This is a genomic window from Phytohabitans rumicis, from assembly GCF_011764445.1.
GTDB lineage: Bacteria > Actinomycetota > Actinomycetes > Mycobacteriales > Micromonosporaceae > Phytohabitans > Phytohabitans rumicis.
Window position 1 is genome coordinate 1 of record NZ_BLPG01000001.1, and the last position, 21992, is coordinate 21992.

Below are 21992 nucleotides of genomic sequence, written 5' to 3' on the forward strand. Positions count from 1 at the left end.
CGGGTCGCTCTGCAGGAACAGCGCCGCGGCGCCGGCCACGTGCGGGGCGGCCATGGAGGTGCCGGAGGCCGGCAGCGACGCGGTGTCCGAGGCGATCCCGGCGGAGGTGATGTTGGCGCCCGGCGCGAACAGGTCCACGCAGCTGCCGAAGTTCGACCAGATCGCGCGGTCGTCGTTGACGTCGCTGGCGCCGACGGTGACGACCTGCGGCAGCCGGGCCGGCGACACGAAGCACGCGTCGGTGGCGTTGTTGCCGGCCGAGACCACATACGTGACGCCGTCGGCGATCGAGTTGGCGACGGCCGTGTCGAGGGCCTGCAGCGGCGGGAAGCCGAGGCTCATGTTGGCCACCGCCGGGCCGGTGGTGTGGTGGGCGGTGACCCAGTCCACGCCGGCGATGACCGTGGCCGCGTCGGTGGACGCGTAGCAGTCGCCCACCCGCACCGCCACCAACTGGACGCCCTTGGCCACGCCGTACGCGGCGGAGCCGACCGTGCCGGCCACGTGCGTGCCGTGCCCGTAACAGTCGTTGGTGCCGTTGCCGTCGTTGATCGAGCTGAAACCGGCGACCGCCCGGCCGCCGAACTCGACGTGGCTGGTCCGGATCCCGGTGTCGATGACGTACGCGGTGACGCCCGCGCCGGTCCGGTTGTAGTCGTAGATGCTGTCCAGCGGCCGCTGGCGCTGGTCCACCCGGTCCAGCCCCAACTCGGCGGGGTCTGCACGGTGTGGAAGGTGGCCCGCTGGTTCGGCACCACGTACGCCACGGCCGGATCCGCGCGCAGGGCGTCGAGCTGGGCGGCGGTGAGCTTGGCGGAGAAGCCGTTCAGCGCGGTGGAGTACCGGTGCTCGACCTTCGCGCCCAGGTTCGTGGCGCGCGTGAGGGCGGTGCCGGCCCGCGACGCCGCGGCGGTGCCCGGCGCTCCATTGAGGACGACGATGTAACTGCCGGGCACGGTCGGCCCGGTGGCGGCCAGCATCGGGGCCGGCTTCGCCGGTGCGGCGGTCGCGGTGCCGGGCCCCGCCAGGGCGCCGGCCACGGCGGCGAGCGCCAAACCCACCACCGCCGCCGAACGCCGAAGCATGGGGCCGGCTCGCCGATCGTCGTGCATGGACAGTCCCTTCGTCGCCGGGGTGCCGGACGGCTTGTGGGACAGACCTTCTCAAAGATCCGGCGCCGCGTCAGCAGCACCTTGAATCACCTTGGAACATCTATCGACATCACTGCAATGTGACATTGCGACCAATCAACCCAGGCCGGCGAGGTGCCCGCGCACCTCCTCGGCCTCCGGCAGGCCGAACTCGACGTACGTGGCCAGCGCCGTGGCCAGGTGCTCGCGGGCGCGCTCCGGGTCGCCGAGGGCCCGGTGCGCGAGGCCCAGCCCGGTGTGCGCCCGCGCCTGCTGGTCGCGGGCGCCGGAGCCGACCGCGACGGCCAGCGCGGCCGCGTGCCGGGTGAGCGCCTGCGCCGCGCACCCCTCGGCGAGCGCGGCGTCGCCCAGGCCGTTGAGCGCCCACGGCACACCGTCCTGGTCGCCGATCTCGCGGAAGACGTCCAGCGCCGCCCGGTGGTGCGCGGCGGCCCGTTCCGGCCGGCCGAGCCGCAACTCGACGTCGCCGAGACCCTCCAGCGCCCACGCCTCGCCGACCCGCCCGCCGACCTCCCGGAATGCGGCGAGCGCCGCACCGTGATGCGCGGCCGCGACGTCGAGCCGGCCCCGGCGCATCTCCACGATGCCCAGGTTGTTCACCGCGAACGCCTCACCGTCGCGGTCACCGACCTTGCGGAACACCGCCAGCGCGGCCCCGATGTGCTCGGCCGCCCGGTCGTACCAGCCCAACCGCTGCTCGTCGTCGCCCAGGTTGATCAACGCGCGGGCCTCCCCGACGTCGTCACCGGCCCGCCGGTACAGCGTCAACACCTGCTCCTGATACTCGACGGCGCGCCGGAAGTGGCCGTGTGACGCCTCGACCACGCCGAGGTTGCCCAGCGCGCGGGCTTCACCGACGCGGTCACCGACCCGCCGGAACAGGACCAAGGCCCGCTGCAGGTGCTCGACCGCCTCCGCGTGACCACCCAGTCGCATGTGGACGGTGCCGAGCCCGTTGAGCGCCTGCGCCTGCCCCGCCTCGTCACCACTGTGGACCGCGGCGGCCAGGGCGTGCCCGTGCAAGGCGAGGCCCACGTCGTGGTGGCCGCCGTCGAGGTAGCGGAACAGGGTGCTGGACAGCCGTACCGCGTGCGACGGCCAGCCGTGCCCGGCCGCGTGCCGGGCGACCGCGGTCAGGCAGCCCAGCTCGGTGTCCAGCCAGGCGCGGGCCGTACCCGGGTCGGTCAGGTCCGGGGCGGCGGTCTCCGGCGGCGCGATCCGCGGCCGGCGGAACGCCTCCGCCGGGTGCAGCGCGTCCATCGCGCCCGCGGCGGTCGCGAGATAGTGGTCGAACAGCCGGCCGAGCGCCGCCCGCGGGTCGTCGGCCGGCGCCTCGGTCCCCCGCGCCTCGGTCATCGCCAGGCTCCGGGCGTACGCGCGCAGCAGGTCGTGCATCCCGTACCGGCCACCGCCGCGCGACTGCACCAGATGCTTACGGGCCAACAACTCCAGGGCGCTCCGGGCGGCGGGCACGTCGCCGCCGGCCAGCGCGGCGGCCGCGTACGCCTCGAAGTCGGTGTGCGGGTGCAGGCCCAGCAGCCGAAACACCCGGGCGGCGGCGGGCGGCAGGTGCCGCACCGACCAGGAGAAGACCGCGCTGACGTCGGTGCGGGGATCGCCGCCGTCGCCGCCGAGCAGGTCCATCCGGCGCTGCTCGTCGGCCAGCTCCTCGGCCAGCTCGGCGAGCGGGGTACCGCCCCGGGCGGCGGCGAACTCGGCGGCGACCCGCAGCGCCAGCGGCAGCCGGGCGCAGCGTTCGATCAGCAACCGCGCCGCCGCCGGCTCCGCGCCGACCCGGGCCCCGATCAGATGGTCCAGCAGCTCGTACGCGTCCGCGGCCGGCAGCAGGTCGAGGTCCACCCGCCGGGCCCCGTGCCGCACCACCAGCCCGGCCAGCGAGTCCCGGCTGGTGACCAGGACCAGGCACGACGGCGTACCGGGCAGCAGCGGGCGCACCTGCTCCACCGACGCGGCGTTGTCCAGCACGATCAACAGGTGCCGGTCGGCGGTCTCGCCGCGGTACCTCGCGGCCCGCTCGTCGGTGCCGGCCGGCAGGTCCGCGCCGCCCACCCCGAGCGCCTCCAGCAGGCCGGCCAGCGCGTCGTGCGCGGTCAACGGCGCCGCCGGATCGTACCCGCGCAGGTCCACATAGAGCTGCCCGTCCGGGAAACGCCGGCGCCACCGGTGCGCCCAGTGCACCACCAGCGCGGTCTTGCCGCATACCTGATTCTAACACATAATAGATGCATGACCGCAACAGCTTCCCCCTCGGCATCCCCGCCCCACGCAAGGCGATCCTGTTGGCCAGGCTGTCGGACAAGCGCGAAGACGTGGACCTGACCGACGAGGGCATCCCCGCCTCGCTGGAGGACCAGATCCAGCGGATGCGGGACCGCGCCGCCCTGCTTGGTTGGGTGGTTTACAAGGTGATCAAGAATCCGCGGCTGTCGGCGTACAAGCGTCGGAAGGTCACGTTGCCGGACGGGCGTCGGGAGTATCGGGTGTTCCGCCCGGATCTGCGCGAGGCCCTTGCCGACCTGTGGGCGGGGCGGGCGACCGCGTTGTTGTGTCTGGACCTGGACCGGGCGTTCCGCGATCCGAAGGACTTGCAGGACTTGATCGATGTGGTGGAGCACGCCCCGCACCCAATCGTGGTGGAGTCGTGTACCGACTCGTTGCACATGGAGCGGGGCAAGGACAACTTCGACGCGGAGATTCGGGTGTTGGTGGCTAACAAGGCGTCGCGGGATACCGCGCGGCGGGTGTCGATGTGGCGGGAGCGGCAGGCCCGCAACGGCAAGTTCGGCGGGGGCCGTCGTCCGTTCGGGTTCTGCCTCGGTGCCCCGGACGTCCCGGACGACGCGATGCCCGAGGACGTGGTGTGCCCCTGGCACGGCGGACGGGACTGCAAGTCCGGGACCTCCACGATCGACTACGAGATCGCGGTGATCGCCGACTGTTCCGGCCGCCTGTTGCAGGGGGTCAGCCTCCGCGCGTTGGCCGCCGAGTTGCGGGAGAAGGGAGAGGTGCCGACCGTGACCGGCGCGGCGTGGTCGGCGGAGACGTTGCGGGAGATCCTGTTGCGTCCGCGTAACGCCGGGTTCATGGTCCACAAGGGCAAGATCCTGGACGGTGTGACCGCGCCGTGGGAGCCGATCGTGACCCCGGAGGCGTTCTACGCCGTGCGTGATTTGTTGACCGACCCGTCCCGGCGCACCGGGCCGGGCGCGGCGCCGCGCTGGCACGGCACCAACATCTACCGGTGCGGCATCTGCACCCCACCCGACAGCGATTCCGGTAGGCCGGTCACGTGTGAGGTGACCTTGGGCGGGCGGGAGCCCCGGTACCGGTGCAAGAACGCCAACCACCTGACCCGCAACGCCGGCCATGTGGACCGGTTGGTGTTCGCGCACATCGCGTACGCCATCACCCGGCCGGAGGCGTACATGTTGCTGGCCCCACCGGCGCCGGACGTGGATGCGCCCGCGTTGCGTGGCGAGCGGGCCGCGATCCGGGCGACGTTGGAGCGGTACGCGGTGGAGGAGATGTTGCAGAAGCGGACACCCGGTCAGGTGGCCGCCGCGACGCAGGCGGGCATTGCCCGGATAGCGGAGATCGATGAGTTGTTGACCGTCAACATCGTCGACGATCCCCTCGCTCAGGTGATCAATGCGCCTGATCCGGTGGCCGCGTGGCGGGACGCCGGGTTGGCCAACCAGCGGGTGTTGATCGACCGGATCTGCACCGTGACGATCCTGCCGTCCGGCCGCAAGGGACGCGGCTTCGACCCTGCCTCGGTGGACGTGGACCACAAGCACCCGCTCGGCGGGCCGCCAGCCTCGGCTATCGCCGACGCATTGGCCGCCGCCGCATAGCCGATCTGGAAAGGACGCGACGATGCGAGTCTCCACCTATGCCGACGTCCTGACCTCGGCCCACCCGATGGCACAGGCTCTGGCAAACGGCACCAAGCAGCAGCCGGGAGCCCTTCTGCAGGACCTGTTGAACAAGAGCGGTGGTCGCTACGAGGTCACCATTGACCTGCCGGCTCAGTTCCGCGAGAAGCTCCGTAAGCTGGCCGAACTCACCTCCGACTCGAAGCTCGCCAACCTCGCCGACCAAACCGAGGTGACGATCTCCCTGGAGCATCTACGCACGCACGATCCAGGCTCTACTCGGATCGTCTACGGGTACCGCCTCGACCGAGAACCCGGCGACCCGGCACTCCCAGGATTCGACAAATGATGCTACTCACAATCATTCGCCCAGCCGCTGTCGCCGACGCATAGCCGCTCCGGACGCCACGGGGCGCTCCCGTCATCGGGGGGCGCCCCGTGGTGATGGGTGGCCATGAGTCAGGCCGCCCGTCGCCGTGCTGGGGTCCGACGTGCCGGGGTGCGGCACGGCGGGTTGAGCAACGCGGCGATCGTTTCGCGTTGCTGCTCGGTCAGCGGTGGCCACCGTTCGACGTTCGCGGTCACGTGCGCCATCAACGCTTCGTCGCGCAGGACTGCCCGCAGCGCCGCCAGCTCCGCATCGTCGGAGTCCCGCGGCGCGGCCATCGCGGCGAGCCGGGCACGCATGAGCGCCCGATCCGCGTCCGATACCCCCGCCGGGGTGTCGTCGCTGGCCGTGGTGTTCGTGGGAGGGGTAGAGGGGTGGGCCATCGGTAACGTCCCCCGTGCGTTGGGATGGCCGGTGTCGAGCTTGGTGGTGTGGTCGGGGGTGGGGCCGGTGCCGGGCGGGTTTGCCGCGCCGGTCGCCGGCCCGTCGCCTACAGACGGGCGACGGCGCTGGGGTTTCGGGGTCTGGCTTGTGGCCATGTTCCTCCACGGTGGACGGATGCGGTTCTCGCTGCGGTCGCGTGCATACGCGTTCGCCTCCTTCTGGGCTTCACACTTGCGAGTGAGGGTTGACGGCAGCGTTACTGCCGCAGTTACCGGCGGGTGCCGGTAACGGATGCGCCAACCGGTCACGGCACCATCCGGCACGAGCCGGAACGTAGGCGCCGAAAACGGTTGGCACGTTCATGCCGGCCCGCCCGGACCGCCGAAGCGGCCCGGACGGGCCGGAGCCGGGAGCGGTCCAGCGACCGCTACGGGTTAGCGAACTGGTTAGCGCCGCAGGTCATCGGCGCTACGGGTTAGCGGGAGGGCTAGGGGTAGCGGCCACTGTGGTAACGGCTCCGGCCCGCCGTTACCAGGCGCTACCAGCCGCTGCCACGGCCCCGCCGTGACGCCTTGCCGCTTCCCGCGTTCGAGCGGAAGCGGAACCAGGAAGCGGAGCAGAGTTCGCCCTGAACGCCCGAGCGTTCCGGAACGGCCCGCTGACCAACCTGGTCACGTGGAGAGCCGGATGCGTGGCCGAACAGGCCGAGCCGTTCCGCTGAGCGCGCTGAGCGCCATGCACGTGATGAGCGTCGAGCCGTTCGCGGGTGAGCGTCTGGCGCTCAACAGCCCCCACGGGTGACCTTTTTCACAGCACCGCACAAGATGGCACCGGACCGTAGCCGCACGAGAACTGGGAGTGATGCATGTACCTGCGGAGATGTCTTCGCCGCCAAGACTGACTGCTACGTAGCGTATTTGGTCAACTTCTATACGTAAACGAAGGGCTTGTGTACAACGGCGAAATCAACCTAGGCTTCGAGCACGCTTACGGCCGGCCGCGTGTATGTCGCGCCTGCATGATTGTGCGGGGCGGCGTTTCTTTGTCCGTGCAACGGAAAGGGACAAGACATTGCGTGGACGCATGCGAGGGCGGAAGGCATTGTTGTCTGCCGTGGCCGGCGTACCCAGAATCACGGTGGGGAAACTGGCCTTGGTTGTGGCCGCGGTGGCTGCGGCCGTCACTCTAACTCCCGCGGCGGCGTCAGCCGCACCGACAAACTGTAACCTAGCCACTAGGGATTATCCATATTCCAACTATCCCGGTGCTACGACTATTTGCAACGGTGGCACCGGCCAATACCGGGTATGGATAACCTGCTTGAACGACAATACTGGCGGTTCCCAGACGTACTATGGCCCCTGGGTGGCAATTGGAAACTTCTCCACAAAGGACTGCAATTCGACGTACTCGCACCGCGGCGACTACGGGCGTAACACGCAGTAACTATCGCGACTTGGTCTCCGACGGCGCCCACCCGCGTGCGGCCTTGAGGAGGAGCCCGGTGCGGTAGTTCCGCACGCTGGGATCTGTGCGGGGGGGCCGCCCGTGAGGGCGGTCCCTACCGCGACCGTCTAGGCCCGCCGCCAGCGCGTACCCAGATATGCAGGTGGAGGCACCTACCGCACCGGCATGCCGCTCGCTGACCTACCCTCGATCTCCTCGCGCCAGGCCAGGTAGCCCTCGTCCGCCGTCCGGTACCGCCTCGCCAAGTCGGGATCGGTGGCTAGGCGTGCCTCCATCCCGTCCATCAGCCCGGCCGACTCCACCGAGGTTGCCGTGCGGCGGCGGGCGGCCGAGCTGTGCCCGCACCACGTTCGCGGTCGGCCGGTGTGGCGGGTTCAGTCACTTGTCGCTCTCCTCGTCGGCGGCGCGGATAGAGGACCACAACGTGTCGTACCAGGGAGCGGCCGGCTGGCTCGTACCCTTGTCGACCAGTTCGCCCGCGTCGCGGGCGGCGTCCTCGGGGGCGGTGACAACCACGAGGGGAACCTCGCCGGGGTACACCATGTAGAAGCGCTTACGGGCCTGGATCTTGATGTACTCCTTGTCCTTCCAAAGAGCCGCCTGCTCACTCAGGTCACTGATCCGCTGGCGTTGCTCGGCCTGGGCCTGCTCCATGCGCGCGATGTCTGACTGCTGGGTCAGGTAGACGCGCACCGGATAGGTGTAGCCGAGCGCGAGCGCGACTAACACCACCACCAGCACGGTGGCGCGGCCAGTGAAGCGGCCCGGCTGCGGTGCGCTGACGCGGCGGACCGCAGCCCGGCGGTTGACGGAACGGCTGGTGTCGGCGCTCTCATGGGCTGCGGCGCCGCGGGTCACCGGGCGTCCGGTCCGCGGTGGCGCGGCCCGGCTTCGCTGCCCCGGGCCCTGCCCACTCGGCGTGAGCCTTTGCCTCATCACGTCCTCCCCTATCCGGGCTGTGATCCGGCACCGGCTCTAGGTCAAGTAGGACGGATGGTACCGCGGGAAGGCCGCGGCCCGCGACGGCGCACCGAACGCCCAGCAGGTCGCGGATCGCTGGCACATCTGGCACAACCTGGGCGAGGCGGTGGACAAGACGGTGACGATGCAACGCGCTTGCGTACGCGCCGCGATGACCGCCGCGGCAGCGCCCGCAGACAGCGAAGCCACGACCGCGGAACCCCGCCGCGAATCCCGAGCAGGCACCAGCCCCGCAGCAGACAGAGACCGACGAGACGGACGGCATGCGCGACGTGTGCGGCCGGGAACGGTCACTGGTCACCCGGACGCGGGAACGCTACGCCACCGTCCAGCAACTGCTGGCCGAGGGCGCGTCGCTGGGCGCGATCAGCCGCCAGCTGCAGCGTGTACGACCCAACGCCGGCCGGCGTCGTGGTGGCGGGGCTCTGGTTGACCGGAGTCACCACCATCGTGCTGGTACGAGTCGCCGGTCGGCTCTGGAGCCGCCGGCGCCGCCGGCGAGCGCGAGCCCGGCGAGTGCGGTCAAGGCAGCAACGGTGATCTTGTTTCTGTTCACGTGGGGTGGCTCCTTGGGACCGTTTGGACCGTTGTCGCGGCCGGGCCCCGGTCCAAGTAGGCCCGGCCGCACCGCAGCAGCATGGCCACGAAGGGTGATGATCGGCAGTGGCTGTTCGGGCGGTGGCGGCGTCTTTTCGAGCCGACTCGACCACCCTCCTTGGGGTCGTGTTCCGGATGCCGGGGTCCGATGTGGACCCCATGTCCGAAGATGCCCGGCCCGGCCGCCCATGACATACGCGGCCGGGTGCCGGGACGCCCGCCCCGCCGGGCGGGATGAACGCGGCGTGGCCGGGAGCGGTAGCGGCAGGGACGTGCACAACCCCTTAGGGTTCGAGAGCTGTGTGGTCACTCAGGGAAGCCGCCGGCCCAGCCGGCATGGCAATGCTCGATTCGCACCACCCACCGACCGCATTCTGACCGATGGGCAGGGGGGCGCAAGTCGCGGGCGAGGTGATGGCCGCCGTGGGGGTTGGCGCCGCACGGCGACGTGTGGGCGGTGCGGTGGCTCGCGGGTGCGACGTACCTAGAAGCGTGAGCATGCCGTGTGCGCGCGGGACCGGACGTGCGGGATAGGCTGCTTCGAGTGACAGCGGCAAGGCTGTGACTTCTTGGTACTACGCAGCGCAGCGCCGCGCCGAGCAGCGGTGCCGTGACAGGGCGACACGGGAGCGGGTGAACTTTGCCGCTCTACGCACGAGGCCTTGGAGAGATGTAGAGCGTGAAGCTGTACATGGACGAGTCCGGGAACGGGCAGCAGTCGCAGCCGCTGATCGTGGGTGCGGTAGAAACAGGTGAGGACTCGGAGGAGATAGAGCGACGCATCCAGGACCTGCATCGCCGCGTGTCAGCTCGGCGGAGCCTTAGTGGGCTTCGCAGTTTCGACGCCTTCCGCAAACACGGGTTCCACGCTTCAACCGATCCGCCCGAGGTTTCTAACCTGTTTCTGGAGCTTATGCAGGACCTGTCGTTCAAGGCGTATGTCCTGGTTACCGATGGGACTAGCGTTCTGGCTGGTAGTACCGAAATCGACAGGCTTAAGTTTATGTATACGAGCCTCCTTGGCGATCTACTGATTCGACATCGAGCAGAGCCAGAATTGCTCTGTTACATAGAGCAGAACGACGGCATGAAGCAGCTAGTCCGCAACCTTCCTGATAGTGCAACCCGTCGAGCACACGAAAAGCTAGGGCGTCCCACATCCCTGCCTAGACTCAACGTTGTGATGGTTCCTAAAACGGAGGCAATGTCGATGGCGATCATCGACTACGTCATGATAGCTGTTAGTAGGTGGATCCGGTCGAACTATACTACAAAGCCTGAAGATTGGAGCTATCGGGCCTTCCGGATAGTCGAGCCATTCATCTCGATCCTGTATTCGTTGGAGCGCGGCCTCATTTCCAGTCGGAAGATGCCACTCCACTAGCGTATGGTATCCTACTTCGTTGAGTAGGGTCGCGGTCAACTTGGTGCGCGAGTTCGCGTGCGCTGCAGAATAGTCCTTGCATAGGGAGCGCGACCCTACTCTCAGGTTATCTCTAAGGCGGGGCGGCGGATGTCTTTCTCGGTCGAGGATCTCGGGCAGCATTCAGGTGTATCGGTTCGTATTTTGGAGTCGCTTTCTGAGGACCTTCCCGCGGGTGCTGGAAAGCTATTCAGGGCTCAGTCGTTTCGCAAGAAGCGTGGCGGGCTGCGCGAAATAATCAAGCCGAACCCTTGGCTTGATCTGATTACGAAGAACCTCCGTCGAAGTTTCTTAGCAGTGCTGCCATACCGCCCACCCGACCACGTCCATGGATTCGTTAACGGACGCTCGACAGTCACCAATGCGTCTGCACATCTTGGTAGGGCCTGTGTCTTGCGCGTCGACCTCGAAGATTTCTTCCCTTCGATTGGCTCAGCACAGCTCAAAGCTGCCCTACAAGAGCAGGGATACGACGACAAGGCAGCGAGCCTAGCCGTTAGTATCGTTACCATAGGCGGCAAGCTGCCAATCGGACTCAGCACCTCACCTTTCTTGTCGAATCTTGCTTTCCAACATACGGATCACATTCTCGCGGAATATGCAGAAGCTGCGGGATTGTCATTCACCCGCTACGTGGACGATCTTGTATTCTCCGGCGAGGTATCCGATCAACATCTCGCGGCGATCGAGCGCATCCTCAACGACTCGGGTTGGTCCATAAACCAGCATAAGACTGCATTCATGCGCCGTGGCGGTCCTCAATACGTGACCGGCCTGTACGTAGGCGCCACGGATCACCCACGCATCCCACGCAAGACAAAGCGTCACATGCGATGGGTATTGCACATCATTACGAAATTTGGCTACGACGAATACATGGCAGAGTTCGGCGGCGAGAACGCCGATATGCTGCCCCAGCGCTTACTGGGCTGGGCTTGCTATATCGCCGCGGCTGAGCCGGACGTGGGCTACCCACTGTTGCGAGCCTTAAACGAACAACTCCCGCCCGCGTATGTTCCGCCTAACGGCTGGCTCATCGGGATTGAGGACTTGGATTAGTTAGCGCCTACTCCTTTCGCTAGCCTCGATCGAGTTCCTCGCCCGCCGTGGCGTTGGCTCGGCCGGGCAGTCGGCGACCTACCGCGCCGCGCGTGGCGGCGAGGACCACGGGTTCCTGGCCGGCATCGCGGGCGGCCCGATCAAGCGCCGCGACCAAGCTGAAGACGCCGAAGGTTCGGCCGGCGACGCTGAACGACGAGCAGGTGCAATCGGTGCCGGACACGTACATCCGGCTGCTGAAATCGCGTTGATTCTCGCCCCACTGCCTGACTCTCGCGGTGGCCACATCTCCGGGGCAGATTATCTATCAGCCGGGCGACCTCGACTAAACGATCTCGGGCATCGCAGGACGAGTCGACCGCCATCACAAAAAGGGCTAGCTAAAGATTTGTTGTCGCCCCTTGATATAGTTTCGAGCCGGTGTAGTAGTCGAACGCGATGCTCACGATCCAAACTAAGATACCAACCGTAGCGGAGTGCACGGCACCGATGGATGTCCGCTCGTAGAGAGTTCGACCTGCGATGTAGCCTGTGAGAGCGGGAAGGGTCGCGAAAAGAAGCCACCAGAGAAGTCTGGCCAATACGTACGACACCGTTCCATTGTCGAAAAAGCCTACCAGAAGGGCAGACATCGGAACGATAACAAACACACCGGCTAGGCATGTCAACACGGGGGTTCCCGGATCAACCGCTTCAGGTTTAGCGTTTACCGTCGCATCTTTGGGGGAAGGGGATACGGGCGACCATTGATCGGATTCGTCCTTCCTTCGAACCCGATCACTTCGGCGTACAGGTGCTGGTGCGAATGTCGGCATAGAGGTCGGGTCGTCATGACCCTCAGTTCGGGACTCGTACGCACGGGCGATGACAGCGGCAGCGGCGGCCAAAATGCCCGCACCAAAAGCGGCGTAGATAGGCTCAGTAATGAGCGAACCACAGCATTGCCCTATTGCGGTTACTGTAGCAATTACGGTAAGGTCTTTGCGTTTGCGATCCAAATCGTGGCCCTCTCTCTACCCCGCTACGAACCCCGCGACGATTACGAGTGCAGAGAAGGCGCCAACGCTATAGATGACCTTGACGAAAGGCCCACGGTTTAAGCCCGAGGATTGCGTGTCTGACATGAATTCCTCTCGCGCTCCGGAATTATTGACTATGAACCGGTCCGACATGTCCCCCAAAATGCGAACCGGAGGCCGACGCAACCTCAGATGCGCTCGACGTGCGTTTGCGCCCCTGAAGGCTACGCGTCGCCGACGCGGGCAGGCTGCGCGCAGCACTGGCAGATCAAGGACACTCCGGAGGCACCGAAAAGGCGTCGTCATGTCCGCCAACCCTGCCACCCGAGGCGTTGGGCCGAGCGCACTAACTTTCGGCAGCAGCGGACGGCAGGTGATCTCCGCTTGCGTAGCCACCGTTACGCATGGTTACCGAGGTGGTCGTGGTTGATCCTCAACTCCGCTTCGGCGAACAAGGGTGCCCGGCTGGCAGAACCGCGTGCTTCGGTCTGTTCGTCAAGCTGCATGGAACTATGCACTCCGGCCCCCGACACCGCTCGTGCCCGTTCAGTCGTTCGGCTGCGAGGCCACCGTCACGGCCCGGTCGGGCTTGTCGTCGGTCACGGAGATTCGGTTCTGGCACGGCAAACGTGGGCGCGGTGCGGAGGGCAGTCGGGAAGAAGACGAGCAGCCGTCTATGATGGAGCTTCAGCGACGGCTGGCCGCGCGAAGCCGTTGAGCAGCAATGCTTTACGAGGACGGTCCCGACCGGGATCATGGCGCGGCGCAAGATCATCAGCCGGTCAGTCTGGTGCCACATCACCTGCGCTAGGCGCGCGTCGAACGGGTCGAGTACCGGCCCGACGCGGTCTATATATATGCCAAGGTCGATACTGATAAGGCGTCCTGCCCAGCGTGCCAGGCGGTCTCGAGGTCTGTGCGTGAGCGGTACCGGCGTCTATTAAGCACCCGCTGGGCGGGCCACCAGCGATGGCTATCGCCGAAGTGTTGGCAGCCGCCGCATAGCCGGTCTCGACGCCACGGAGCGCCCCCGTCGTCGGGGAGCGCCCCGTTTGCATGGGTGGCCACGGGTTCAGGCCGCCCGCCGCCGTGCCGGGGTGCGCCGTGCCGGGGTGCGACGTGCCGGGGTGCGACGTGCCGGGGTGCGACGTGCCGGGGTGCGGCACGGCGGGTTGAGCAACGCGGCGATCGTTTCGCGTTGCTGCTCGGTCAGCGGTGGCCACCGTTCGACGTTCGCGGTCACGTGCGCCATCAACGCTTCGTCGCGCAGGACTGCCCGCAGCGCCGCCAGCTCCGCATCGTCGGAGTCCCGCGGCGCGGCCATCGCGGCGAGCCGGGCACGCATGAGCGCCCGATCCGCGTCCGATACCCCCGCCGGGGTGTCGTCGCTGGCCGTGGTGTTCGTGGGAGGGGTAGAGGGGTGGGCCATCGGTAACGTCCCCCGTGCGTTGGGATGGCCGGTGTCGAGCTTGGTGGTGTGGTCGGGGGTGGGGCCGGTGCCGGGCGGGTTTGCCGCGCCGGTCGCCGGCCCGTCGCCTACAGACGGGCGACGGCGCTGGGGTTTCGGGGTCTGGCTTGTGGCCATGTTCCTCCACGGTGGACGGATGCGGTTCTCGCTGCGGTCGCGTGCATACGCGTTCGCCTCCTTCTGGGCTTCACACTTGCGAGTGAGGGTTGACGGCAGCGTTACTGCCGCAGTTACCGGCGGGTGCCGGTAACGGATGCGCCGACCGGTAGCGGCACCAGCCGGCAGGGGCCGGAACGTAGGGGCCGAAACGGTTGGCACGCTGATGCCGGCCCGTCCGGACCGCGCAAGCGGCCGGAACGGGCTCGGAGCCGGAAGCGGTCCAGCGACCGCTACGGGTTAGCGGACTGGTTGACGGACTGGTTAGCGCCGCAGGTCACCGGCGCTACGGGGTTATCGGCAGGGCTAGGGGTAGCGCCACCGTGGTAACGGCTCCGGCCCGCCGTTGCCAGGCGCTACCAGCCGCTGCCACGGCCCCGCCGTGACGCTTCCCGCTCCCCGCGTGCGAGCGGAAACGGAACCAGGAAGCGGAAGCAAGGGTTCACCGTGAACGGCCGGGCCGGTGCGCTGTGCGCGGTGAGCGCCCCGCAGCGTGGTGAGCGTCAGGCGCTCAACCGTGTGAGCGGGGTTGAGCGCGTCATCGGTCACCGCGCCGGCCGACGCTCACGAGCTCGGCGGGCCGATGCCGGAGCGGGTTTGACACTGACGAGTGACCAGCCCGTCCGGAACGCGCAAGCGTCCCGCCATGTGCCGGAGCTGAGGAGCGGTCAAGCGACCGCTACGGGGTTAGCGGAGGTGTATGCGCCGCAGGTCACGGGCGCTACGGCATCCGGGAGCGCTAGAGGCAACGCCCCCGTGGTACGGCACCTGGTCCAGGCGCTACCAGGCTGCGTCACCACCCCGCTACCACGCCCGCCGTAGCGCTTCCGCCTCCGGTTGCTTCCGCTTCCACCCGGCTGTGCCGGGGCGGAAGGAAGCGGAACCAGGAAGCGGAAGCCCCGGTCCCGTTGCGTCGTTTCCGGCCGCCGGTGCGCGCGGCATCCACCCGACGGCCGCGCCGCAGACGAATTCCGGACACCCGTGATGCTTCCGATCACGGTTGGCAGCAGCGAGGATACGTGCGTCGACAGCGTCGGTCATGGGCAGCGCGCCTTGCGGACAGGCGCCGCACCGCCCGACCAAAGACGCGCCGGATGATCGAACCGGTGACCAGCCGTGCCGGCACACGCCTTGAAGCATCGGAGGTGGTAGACGATGGACGAGCGGTGGCCGTGGATGGACTGCCCCACGTACGACTACTGCGGTCGGCTCCCGGCACGGCCGGTGGGCGTGGCCACCGTGCCGGTCCCCGGCCTGCGGCTTCCCGCCGGCACTCGACCGCCGAACGCGCGCACTCCGGCGAGCGTGTACCGGCGCCAGCCCCGACCGCCGCTGGCGTGAACCCCACCCTTGAGCGACCACGGCACAACCCGTAGCAGCCCGCGTGTAACGCCTACCGGCTCCTGGCGCGTTTGTTGCTCACCCTGCACGCGGCCAACAAGGCCCGCCAACCCGTAGCGCCTACGCGTTCCATGATCAACCGTGAGCAAGCTGGTGGCCTTCGGCACACGAACAGCGGTGACCGGGCGCGGTCACAGCGGTGGCAACGGTGCGCGGAAGCGTTACGGTAACCATGCCGTCAACGGGTGCCGTTCACCGTTCGGGGCATGGCAGACACGTCAAGCACCCCGAGCACGCCGAACCCTGTCCCGTCCGCGCGCCGGTACCGGTCGCGTGTCCAGACCGCCCGGGATCATCGGCTCACTCCACGGTTCACCGAGGAGGAGCTGGCCGCGATCCGGTCCGCCGCCGAGACGTCCGGGTTGACGTTGACCGGCTTCTGCGCCCTCGCGGCGCTCGCCGTCGCGCGCCGGCAGCCCGGCCAGCCCCGCATGTCCGGCGACGCGGCGGGCGTGGGTGTGGAGGAGTTGGCGGAGATGCAGCGGGAGCTGTTCGCCGCCCGGACCGCGGTCAACCGCACCGGCACCAACCTCAACCAGGCCGTTGCGCGGCTCAACTCGACCGGCGAGGCGCCGGTGTGGCTTGAGCACGCGGTCGACCGGGTGACGACGGCCGTGCAGAAGGTGGACGCGCTCGCCTCGCACATCCACGACCGGTTGGCGTGATCCCCGCCGTACATCCACGCGGCACCAACGTAGGCGGACTTCTCCGCTACCTCTTCGGTGTTGGCAAGCGGGAGGAGCACGTCCGCCCACGGGTGGTGGCCGCGTGGGACGGCGCCGGCCCGCTCACCGGGCTGCAACCCCCAGCCCAGGCGGGCGGGTGGCACGACGTCCGCGCCTTGACGGAACTGTTGGAGCAGCCGGTCCGCGCCGGGCGTAACCCGCCGCGCAAGGCGGTGTGGCACTGCTCGATCCGCAACCACCCCACCGACCGCGTCCTGACGGACGCGCAGTGGGCGCACATCGGCGGCGAGGTGATGGCCTCCGTCGGGCTCGCCCCGCACGGCGACCCGGACGCGGTGCGATGGCTGGCGGTACGCCACAACGACGACCACATCCACCTCGTGGCAACCCTGGTACGCCAGGACCGGCGCACCGTGTGGCCGTGGCAGGACAAGCGCAAGGCCCAGGCCGCCTGCCGGGACTTGGAGGAACGCTACGGCCTTTACCGGGTAGCGCCCGCAGGTGCCGGGTCGCGTCGGTGGCCGAGCCCGGCCGAGCTGAACAAGGCCGCCCGCCTGGGCGCCAACAACAGCGAGGCGAGGGCTAGCAACGCCCGGTCCGGCAGCCGCTCCGGGCGGACGGTGGCGCCGCGTGAGGTGCTGCGCCGCCAGGTACGTGAGGTGGCCGCGATCGCCACCGACGAGCGGGACTTCTTCGCCCGCCTCGCTCACGCGGGCGTGCTGGTCAGGCTCCGGCATAGCACCCGCGATCCCGGGCAGGTGACCGGGTACGCGGTCGGCCTGGACGGGCACACCACCGCCGCTGGTGCCACCGTGTGGTACGGCGGGGGCCGCCTCGCGGCGGACTTGACGTTGCCGCAACTGCGGTCCCGGTGGACCGGGACACCCGCCCACCCGGGCGGGTCGACCGCGTCCCGGCTCGCCGGCACCGGGATGATCCCGCCGCAGCTGTCCCGCCACGCCGCCGAGACGGTCGAGGAGGCCGCCGCCGCGATGCGGGCCGCGCCGAGTCCCGGGGTCGCCGCCGCGATCGCCTACGCCGCCGCCGACCTGCTGACCGCGACCGCGTGGGCCTGGGAAGGCCGCACGGGCGGGCCGTTGACGGACGCGGCCGGCTGGTTCGACCTGGCCGCCCACGACCTGCGCGGCCGGGTTCCGGCCCGCCGGGTCTGGCAGGCGGGACATCTGCGGGCGATGGCCCGGCTGATCGCCGTCTGGGGCACGCTGTCCCGGGACCAGGACATCACGGATGCCCTGCACCTGATGTACACGCTCGCCGCGTTCGCGGAGACCTTGGCCGATCTACGCGAGGCGCAGGCCGACCTACGCCAGGCGCGGGACCGTCTGTATCAGGCGCGGGCCGCCCGGAGCGCGGCCGGGCAGCTTCGGGACTACCGGCCGCCCGCCGGGACACCGGGACGGGGTACGGCGGGTCATGCTGCCCCGCCGATCGTGCCGGACCTGCGCTCGACGGACCGGCGCGGCCGGCACCGGTGAACCCCGCCCCGCAGGCGTCGGGCGCCGCCATGAGGGTGCGCCCGGCGCCCCTGCGCAGGTCCGGTACATGGTCAGATAGGCGCACACGGTGGGCCGAGGGGCCGGTGCGCCGCAGCGACGCGACTAGTCCACGTTGGCCCCACGCAGGCGAGGAGCGACCATGAGCAGCGAGCGCGACGACGACGCCGATCCGCGCCAGTGGATGGAAGTCCGTGCCCATTTGCAACGGCGGGCCGGTCAGCTGGCGAAGCAGTACGGCGTGGGTGAGGACCCGGTACGCGAGGTGGTCGACCGGATCTCCGCCCAACCGCCGTTCTTGCAGATGGGCTATGTCGCTGGGTCCTCGCACGCGCTGATGATCACGATGTCAGAAGAACACGCCGGTTGCGTCGAGCCGGGGTGCCGGCTGTGCGTGCTGATCGCAGACGCCATCGCGTTGATCCTTGCGACGGACCAAGCCGACGTGGATGACCGTTTCAAACGACTCGTCGACGGGCTCGACTAGCGCCGAACCGACCCAGCGGGGTGGCTTGCTGCACGACGTTCGCGCCGAAGACCTGGGGGTCGCGGTGCGGACGTGGTCGAAGCCGAGGGCTGCGACCTGTTCGGTAGTGAACACCTGTCGCTCGTGCAGCAACTCCAGGAGCCACCGGTCCCGGGGCATGAGCCGGCGTAGCTCGCTGGCCACGTCGATGCCGCCCCGGGGGGCGGGTGAGCGCCCAGATACGCGGCTGTGCCGCCGATGGTGTTGGTCCCATAGGATCAGTCCCCCCTGTCCCGGATCGGCCGGTCAGCCGGGCTGAGCAGGGCTGTTGGGTGGCCTGCGGGTGGAGGTTCACTCGGCGTTTCCCGCACGGGGGAGCCTCCGGGTAACCCTCCGAACGAGGGTCCGAGACGAACACGGCCGTGTTCGTCCACAACGGACACTCGGTTGGGTTCTGTCAGGTCGATGCTGCCGGGACCCCCACGACAGCGACAGACCCTCGCTCGGCGGACCGGTGCAGCCGACACCGGTGACCGTGACGGCTCGGGGAGGGCAGTCGACTGGCAGGGGTACAGGATGGGCACACCGTACGCAGGGCGTCGACGCAATGCCGTCGCACGACGGGTACGCGGACTGTGAGGATTTGGCTACTCGGGTTGTCGGCTCGCGCAATGGTGTTCGACGCCAGCGGTTGCCCGGTCGATTGTCGGACACCCATGACCTGATGGGCTGTCGTATGGATGACACCCGACGTTGATAAACGTCCGCCACATGGCGGATGTTTCCCTCGGCATACAAACAATTCCAGCGGCGACGGAAAGATCCAATAGCAATTTCGCCGGGGTGGCGCTAGGTTTCTTTGCCAGATCCACCCCTGACCAGCGAGGAGTGTGCGCCCGAGCGTGGCAGTCGCGAGGTGTCATCGACGGACTACGCATTGCACGGATCCCGTTAATGCGATCCCAATTTGCGTTCATTGTGCGAGAAGTGATGGCCGGTTGCTCGCTTTGGCCTCGGCTAACTGACCTTGACATCGCGCAGACAGCAGATGTCGCTGGCGATGCCATATCGCGGTCAGGATCAGATCCTCGGGTGCCAACAGAGAACACGAAAACTCGATGATCGTCGACATTCGGCGAATGGTGAAGAGACGAGGTGCGATGCGGTTTGACCGGGCTGGAGTTGATTCTGGCTGCGTTGGCGTCTGGCGCATCTGAGCTGACCACGGTAGCCGTCCGCGACGCGTACGCCGGATTACGAGACCGGTTGCTGCGTCGGCTCGGCGGGCGTACTGAGGCGGTTCAGGTCCTGGAGGCGGAGCAGTCGTCGGACCCGGGGGTCTGGCGAGTTCAACTCGGGCAGGACTTGGCCGCAGTGCTCGCGGACTCTGATGCCGAGGTGCTGGCAGCGGCCCGTGAAGTGCTGGCGCTGGCTGAATCCCTTGGCGCGGCGTCCAGCGAGTTCCATGTCGATGCGCGTGATGCAAGGGGTGTGCAGATCGGTGACCACAACACGCAGCACAACACCTTCTCCTGATCCGACGGGCGGCGACAGCGGTCAGGACCCGGCGGGCGATGCGGCGACGGCCAGCGCGGACGTCAATGCCCGACACGCCCAAGGCATGCAGGTTGGCTCAGGCAACGTCCAAAGCAACCATTACCACTTCTACGGTCGGACACCGGCAGCGTCACATCGCAAAGGCCGGCCTCCGCAGTCGAGGCGATGGGGCGAGCCGCGGTGGTTTCGCGTCGCCGTCGGAGCTGCGGGAGTCTTCGCCGCAGTTGTTACGTTGTTGGCCTGGCTATTTCCACACTCTGCCGACGGTCCTCCGTCCAGCAGGAGCCCGTCCGCCGGTTCTACGAACTCGCCCAGCGGACACGGGTCGCCCACCCCGTCGACAACCTCCACCATTGCTATAACGTGGCCGAAGCCGGATGCTGTTCTCACAGGTTGTGAGGATGTCGAAGGCGAGGGAGCGTCCCCTGGCCAGCGCCTTCTGATCATCGACCAGCGGACCGCACGAACCGACGCGGATTACTACAACAACGGCACAGCCGAGATCTTCGACGGCGGCATATGGCGCCTCCGTGGAGTCGTTCTGGGTACGCCTGAAGTGGAGTACAGGATCATCGTCGTTCTGGTCGAGCCTAACCAAGAAGTCCCAAAGCATACACCGCTGCCCGCGCTGCCAGGCAAACCACTTGCGGAGGTGCGGGTCCGACGCAACACCGCGACCGCCACGTGCAATTGATGGCTGGGCCATCACGCTTTGCGTGTGGTACTCCATACCAGTCCGGCCTACGACCGGAGGCCGGGCACGCGGCTGGCCTGGGTGTTGGTCAGCGAGCGCCTCGGCGGTTCTGGTGGAGGATCCCGCACGAGGGAAGCGCCGAAGGAACCGCCGGGAGAACCCTCCAAGCCGATCACCGCCACCACAGTCCATAAGGGACGGTCCCATCGGCGCCCGATTGCGCGACGGATGGTAGCTCCGATCCGCCTGGCGCGGCAAGGTATTCGGATCTGTCAGGGACTCACACGACCTGACACGCGGGTCGCCGACGACGGTGCGACAGATTCAAGGATGGGTGGCTGCCGACCGCCGGGCGTCCGGTCTCCCGCTGGGCGGCCTCAACTGCCCTGGGCGTCGGACGCGGGCAGTACCTGACGCGCCGGCCACCGGCAAGGGCTGGTTGGGCTGGTCGGACCCAACCATGCCAACGAGAAACCCAACAAGGCCAACGGGTTGGCCCGACCGGAGCCCGCCCCTGGGGTGACCGGTCGAAGCGCGCTGCGTGTGTCAGGCTGTGCGGGCCGCTACGCGCCTACCCGGCCAGTTCCACCTTCCGGTGCGGAAGGGGCGTCCCGCCGCGACACGCGCCCCGACAGCCCGTTACCCCCGCCGGCCGGGCGCCAGCGCCGGGCCGCTCAGGGCAGCTTGGGCAGAGCGCCCGTGACGACGGCGGCGAGGTCGGCCAGCCGCAGCAGGCCGCCGTCGTGGCGGTGCAGCCACCACACCGCCTCGGCCAGGCTGAGGCCGGTGTGGGTGGCGCCCTCGCGGGCGGCGGTGGCCACCGGTACCGGCCACTCGTACTCGGCTAGGCGCTGGTGCAGGTGCCGTTCGCGGACGGGTGAATGGAGCGAGAACAGCACTGGCCAACGCTGGCCGGTGACCCGGGCGAGGTCTTCGTAGCCGGCGATCTTGACGAGCAGGCGGTCGAGGTCCTCGCTGCCGGTGTCGTACTCGGCGAAGAACGGCACCACGGCGTTGTTCTCGATCCAGATGCCGTGTCCGTCCGGGCGGATCCGCGGCTTGTACACCTTGATCTGGATGTCGTCGTTCTTCTCGGCGAAGGCGCCCGGTTGTTGGCAGCGGGCCGCCGGCCACCACCTCACCAGCGCGGCTTCGGGGTGGGTGCGGGCGTAGCCGGCCAGGTCGATGAAGAACTGGTTGGTGCCCAACAGGTGCGGCAGGTTAGCCCTCGTGGTCAGGTGCCAGCGCCGCTTCTTGGCTTGGTCCTTGCGGGGCAGCTCGTCACCGCGGTGCGAGGCGACGATCTCCACACCGAGCTGATCCAGGACGTAGTGGTACGGGTAGGTGCCGCCGTCGGCCCGGAACGGCCGGAACCGGGAGATCAGGCCCGTGTCGCACAGCTTGCGTAGGCGGCGTTGAGCGAAGTCCAACGACGGGTAGAGGGCGTGGGCGATCTGGAACGAGGTGAGCACACCATGGTCGGCAAGCCAGCCGAGCAGGATGTGGTCACGGTCGGTGAGGCGGGACTGGACCCGCATGAACGGCTCTACAGCCATAGGCAACTCCATCTATACGGTTGTTTACCCCACGGGGAGACCCCAGACAGGGTCTGTCGCAGCACAGCCACACCTGCTGTCATAGGCGTTGACCTGCGCTGTTAGACGTGACAGGGGGTCGGTTTGGGG

At 68.2% G+C, this 21992-nt stretch carries 18 protein-coding genes and 1 pseudogene; 10 read left to right on the forward strand and 9 right to left on the reverse strand.

Features of this window, described 5'->3' with window-relative positions; genetic code table 11:
* The 3 genes and pseudogenes from Prum_RS00005 to Prum_RS00010 form a co-directional block, all read right to left on the reverse strand.
* A partial coding sequence (locus Prum_RS00005) for a S8 family peptidase (RefSeq protein WP_246277534.1) occupies positions 1-708 on the reverse strand: 708 nt, incomplete at its 3' end.
* 83 nt (positions 709-791) lie between these two features.
* A pseudogene (locus Prum_RS54810) lies at positions 792-1112 on the reverse strand (protease inhibitor I9 family protein); the annotation flags it as partial.
* 135 nt (positions 1113-1247) lie between these two features.
* A complete protein-coding gene (locus tag Prum_RS00010; RefSeq protein ID WP_173072787.1) occupies positions 1248-3353 on the reverse strand; it encodes an ATP-binding protein in 2106 nt (701 codons plus the stop codon).
* A gap of 41 nt (positions 3354-3394) precedes the next feature.
* On the opposite strand from Prum_RS00010, the gene Prum_RS00015 reads away from it, so the two are divergent.
* Together Prum_RS00015 and Prum_RS00020 are read left to right on the forward strand one after the other, a co-directional pair.
* Complete coding sequence (locus Prum_RS00015; protein ID WP_246277535.1) at positions 3395-5026, forward strand: recombinase family protein; 1632 nt, start codon at positions 3395-3397, stop codon at positions 5024-5026.
* Positions 5027-5048: 22 nt separating this feature from the next.
* Complete coding sequence (locus Prum_RS00020; protein ID WP_173072789.1) at positions 5049-5396, forward strand: hypothetical protein; 348 nt, start codon at positions 5049-5051, stop codon at positions 5394-5396.
* A gap of 110 nt (positions 5397-5506) precedes the next feature.
* Here the strand turns inward: Prum_RS00020 and Prum_RS00025 are convergent, their stop codons facing one another.
* The 4 genes from Prum_RS00025 to Prum_RS00040 form a co-directional block, all read right to left on the reverse strand.
* Positions 5507-5974, reverse strand: a complete 468-nt coding sequence (locus Prum_RS00025) for a hypothetical protein (protein WP_173072791.1) — start codon at positions 5972-5974, stop codon at positions 5507-5509.
* A gap of 1464 nt (positions 5975-7438) precedes the next feature.
* Complete coding sequence (locus Prum_RS00030) at positions 7439-7588, reverse strand: DUF501 domain-containing protein (protein WP_246277536.1); 150 nt, start codon at positions 7586-7588, stop codon at positions 7439-7441.
* A 76-nt stretch (positions 7589-7664) separates the two neighbouring features.
* A complete protein-coding gene (locus tag Prum_RS00035; protein WP_173072792.1) occupies positions 7665-8222 on the reverse strand; it encodes an FtsB family cell division protein in 558 nt (185 codons plus the stop codon).
* Between the two features lie 335 nt (positions 8223-8557).
* Positions 8558-8713, reverse strand: a complete 156-nt coding sequence (locus Prum_RS00040; RefSeq protein ID WP_173072794.1) for a hypothetical protein — start codon at positions 8711-8713, stop codon at positions 8558-8560.
* 830 nt (positions 8714-9543) lie between these two features.
* Here Prum_RS00040 and Prum_RS00045 point away from each other — a divergent pair.
* The 3 genes from Prum_RS00045 (at position 9544) to Prum_RS00055 (ending at position 11597) form a co-directional block, all read left to right on the forward strand.
* Positions 9544-10248, forward strand: a complete 705-nt coding sequence (locus Prum_RS00045) for a hypothetical protein (protein WP_173072796.1) — start codon at positions 9544-9546, stop codon at positions 10246-10248.
* A gap of 129 nt (positions 10249-10377) precedes the next feature.
* Positions 10378-11346: a reverse transcriptase family protein gene (locus tag Prum_RS00050; RefSeq protein ID WP_173072798.1), complete on the forward strand. Its 969-nt coding sequence runs from the start codon at positions 10378-10380 to the stop codon at positions 11344-11346.
* A 92-nt stretch (positions 11347-11438) separates the two neighbouring features.
* Positions 11439-11597: a hypothetical protein gene (locus tag Prum_RS00055; protein WP_173072801.1), complete on the forward strand. Its 159-nt coding sequence runs from the start codon at positions 11439-11441 to the stop codon at positions 11595-11597.
* Between the two features lie 1840 nt (positions 11598-13437).
* Here Prum_RS00055 and Prum_RS00060 read toward each other — a convergent pair.
* Entirely contained in the window at positions 13438-13950 is a 513-nt protein-coding gene (locus Prum_RS00060) for a hypothetical protein (protein ID WP_173072803.1), read from the reverse strand.
* Between the two features lie 1194 nt (positions 13951-15144).
* Here Prum_RS00060 and Prum_RS00065 point away from each other — a divergent pair.
* The 5 genes from Prum_RS00065 to Prum_RS00085 all read left to right on the forward strand — a co-directional run bounded on the left by Prum_RS00065 (position 15145) and on the right by Prum_RS00085 (position 19592).
* Positions 15145-15330, forward strand: a complete 186-nt coding sequence (locus Prum_RS00065) for a hypothetical protein (RefSeq protein ID WP_173072805.1) — start codon at positions 15145-15147, stop codon at positions 15328-15330.
* A gap of 266 nt (positions 15331-15596) precedes the next feature.
* Positions 15597-16055 carry a plasmid mobilization protein gene (locus tag Prum_RS00070; protein WP_173072807.1) on the forward strand — a complete coding sequence of 153 codons (459 nt, stop codon included), beginning with the start codon at positions 15597-15599 and terminating at the stop codon, positions 16053-16055.
* Positions 16052-17572 (forward strand): relaxase/mobilization nuclease domain-containing protein, encoded by a 1521-nt coding sequence (locus Prum_RS00075; RefSeq protein WP_173072809.1) that lies wholly within the window; start codon positions 16052-16054, stop codon positions 17570-17572. The genes Prum_RS00070 and Prum_RS00075 overlap by 4 nt, the downstream gene beginning before the upstream one ends.
* A 160-nt stretch (positions 17573-17732) precedes the next feature.
* Complete coding sequence (locus Prum_RS00080; RefSeq protein ID WP_173072811.1) at positions 17733-18077, forward strand: hypothetical protein; 345 nt, start codon at positions 17733-17735, stop codon at positions 18075-18077.
* Positions 18078-19223: 1146 nt separating this feature from the next.
* The gene (locus Prum_RS00085; RefSeq protein ID WP_173072812.1) at positions 19224-19592 is read left to right on the forward strand and encodes a Het-E N-terminal domain-containing protein; all 369 of its coding nucleotides are present in this window, start codon (positions 19224-19226) and stop codon (positions 19590-19592) included.
* A 1389-nt stretch (positions 19593-20981) separates the two neighbouring features.
* Here the strand turns inward: Prum_RS00085 and Prum_RS00090 are convergent.
* A complete protein-coding gene (locus Prum_RS00090; protein WP_173072814.1) occupies positions 20982-21863 on the reverse strand; it encodes a replication-relaxation family protein in 882 nt (293 codons plus the stop codon).
* Between the last annotated feature and the right edge of the window lie 129 nt (positions 21864-21992).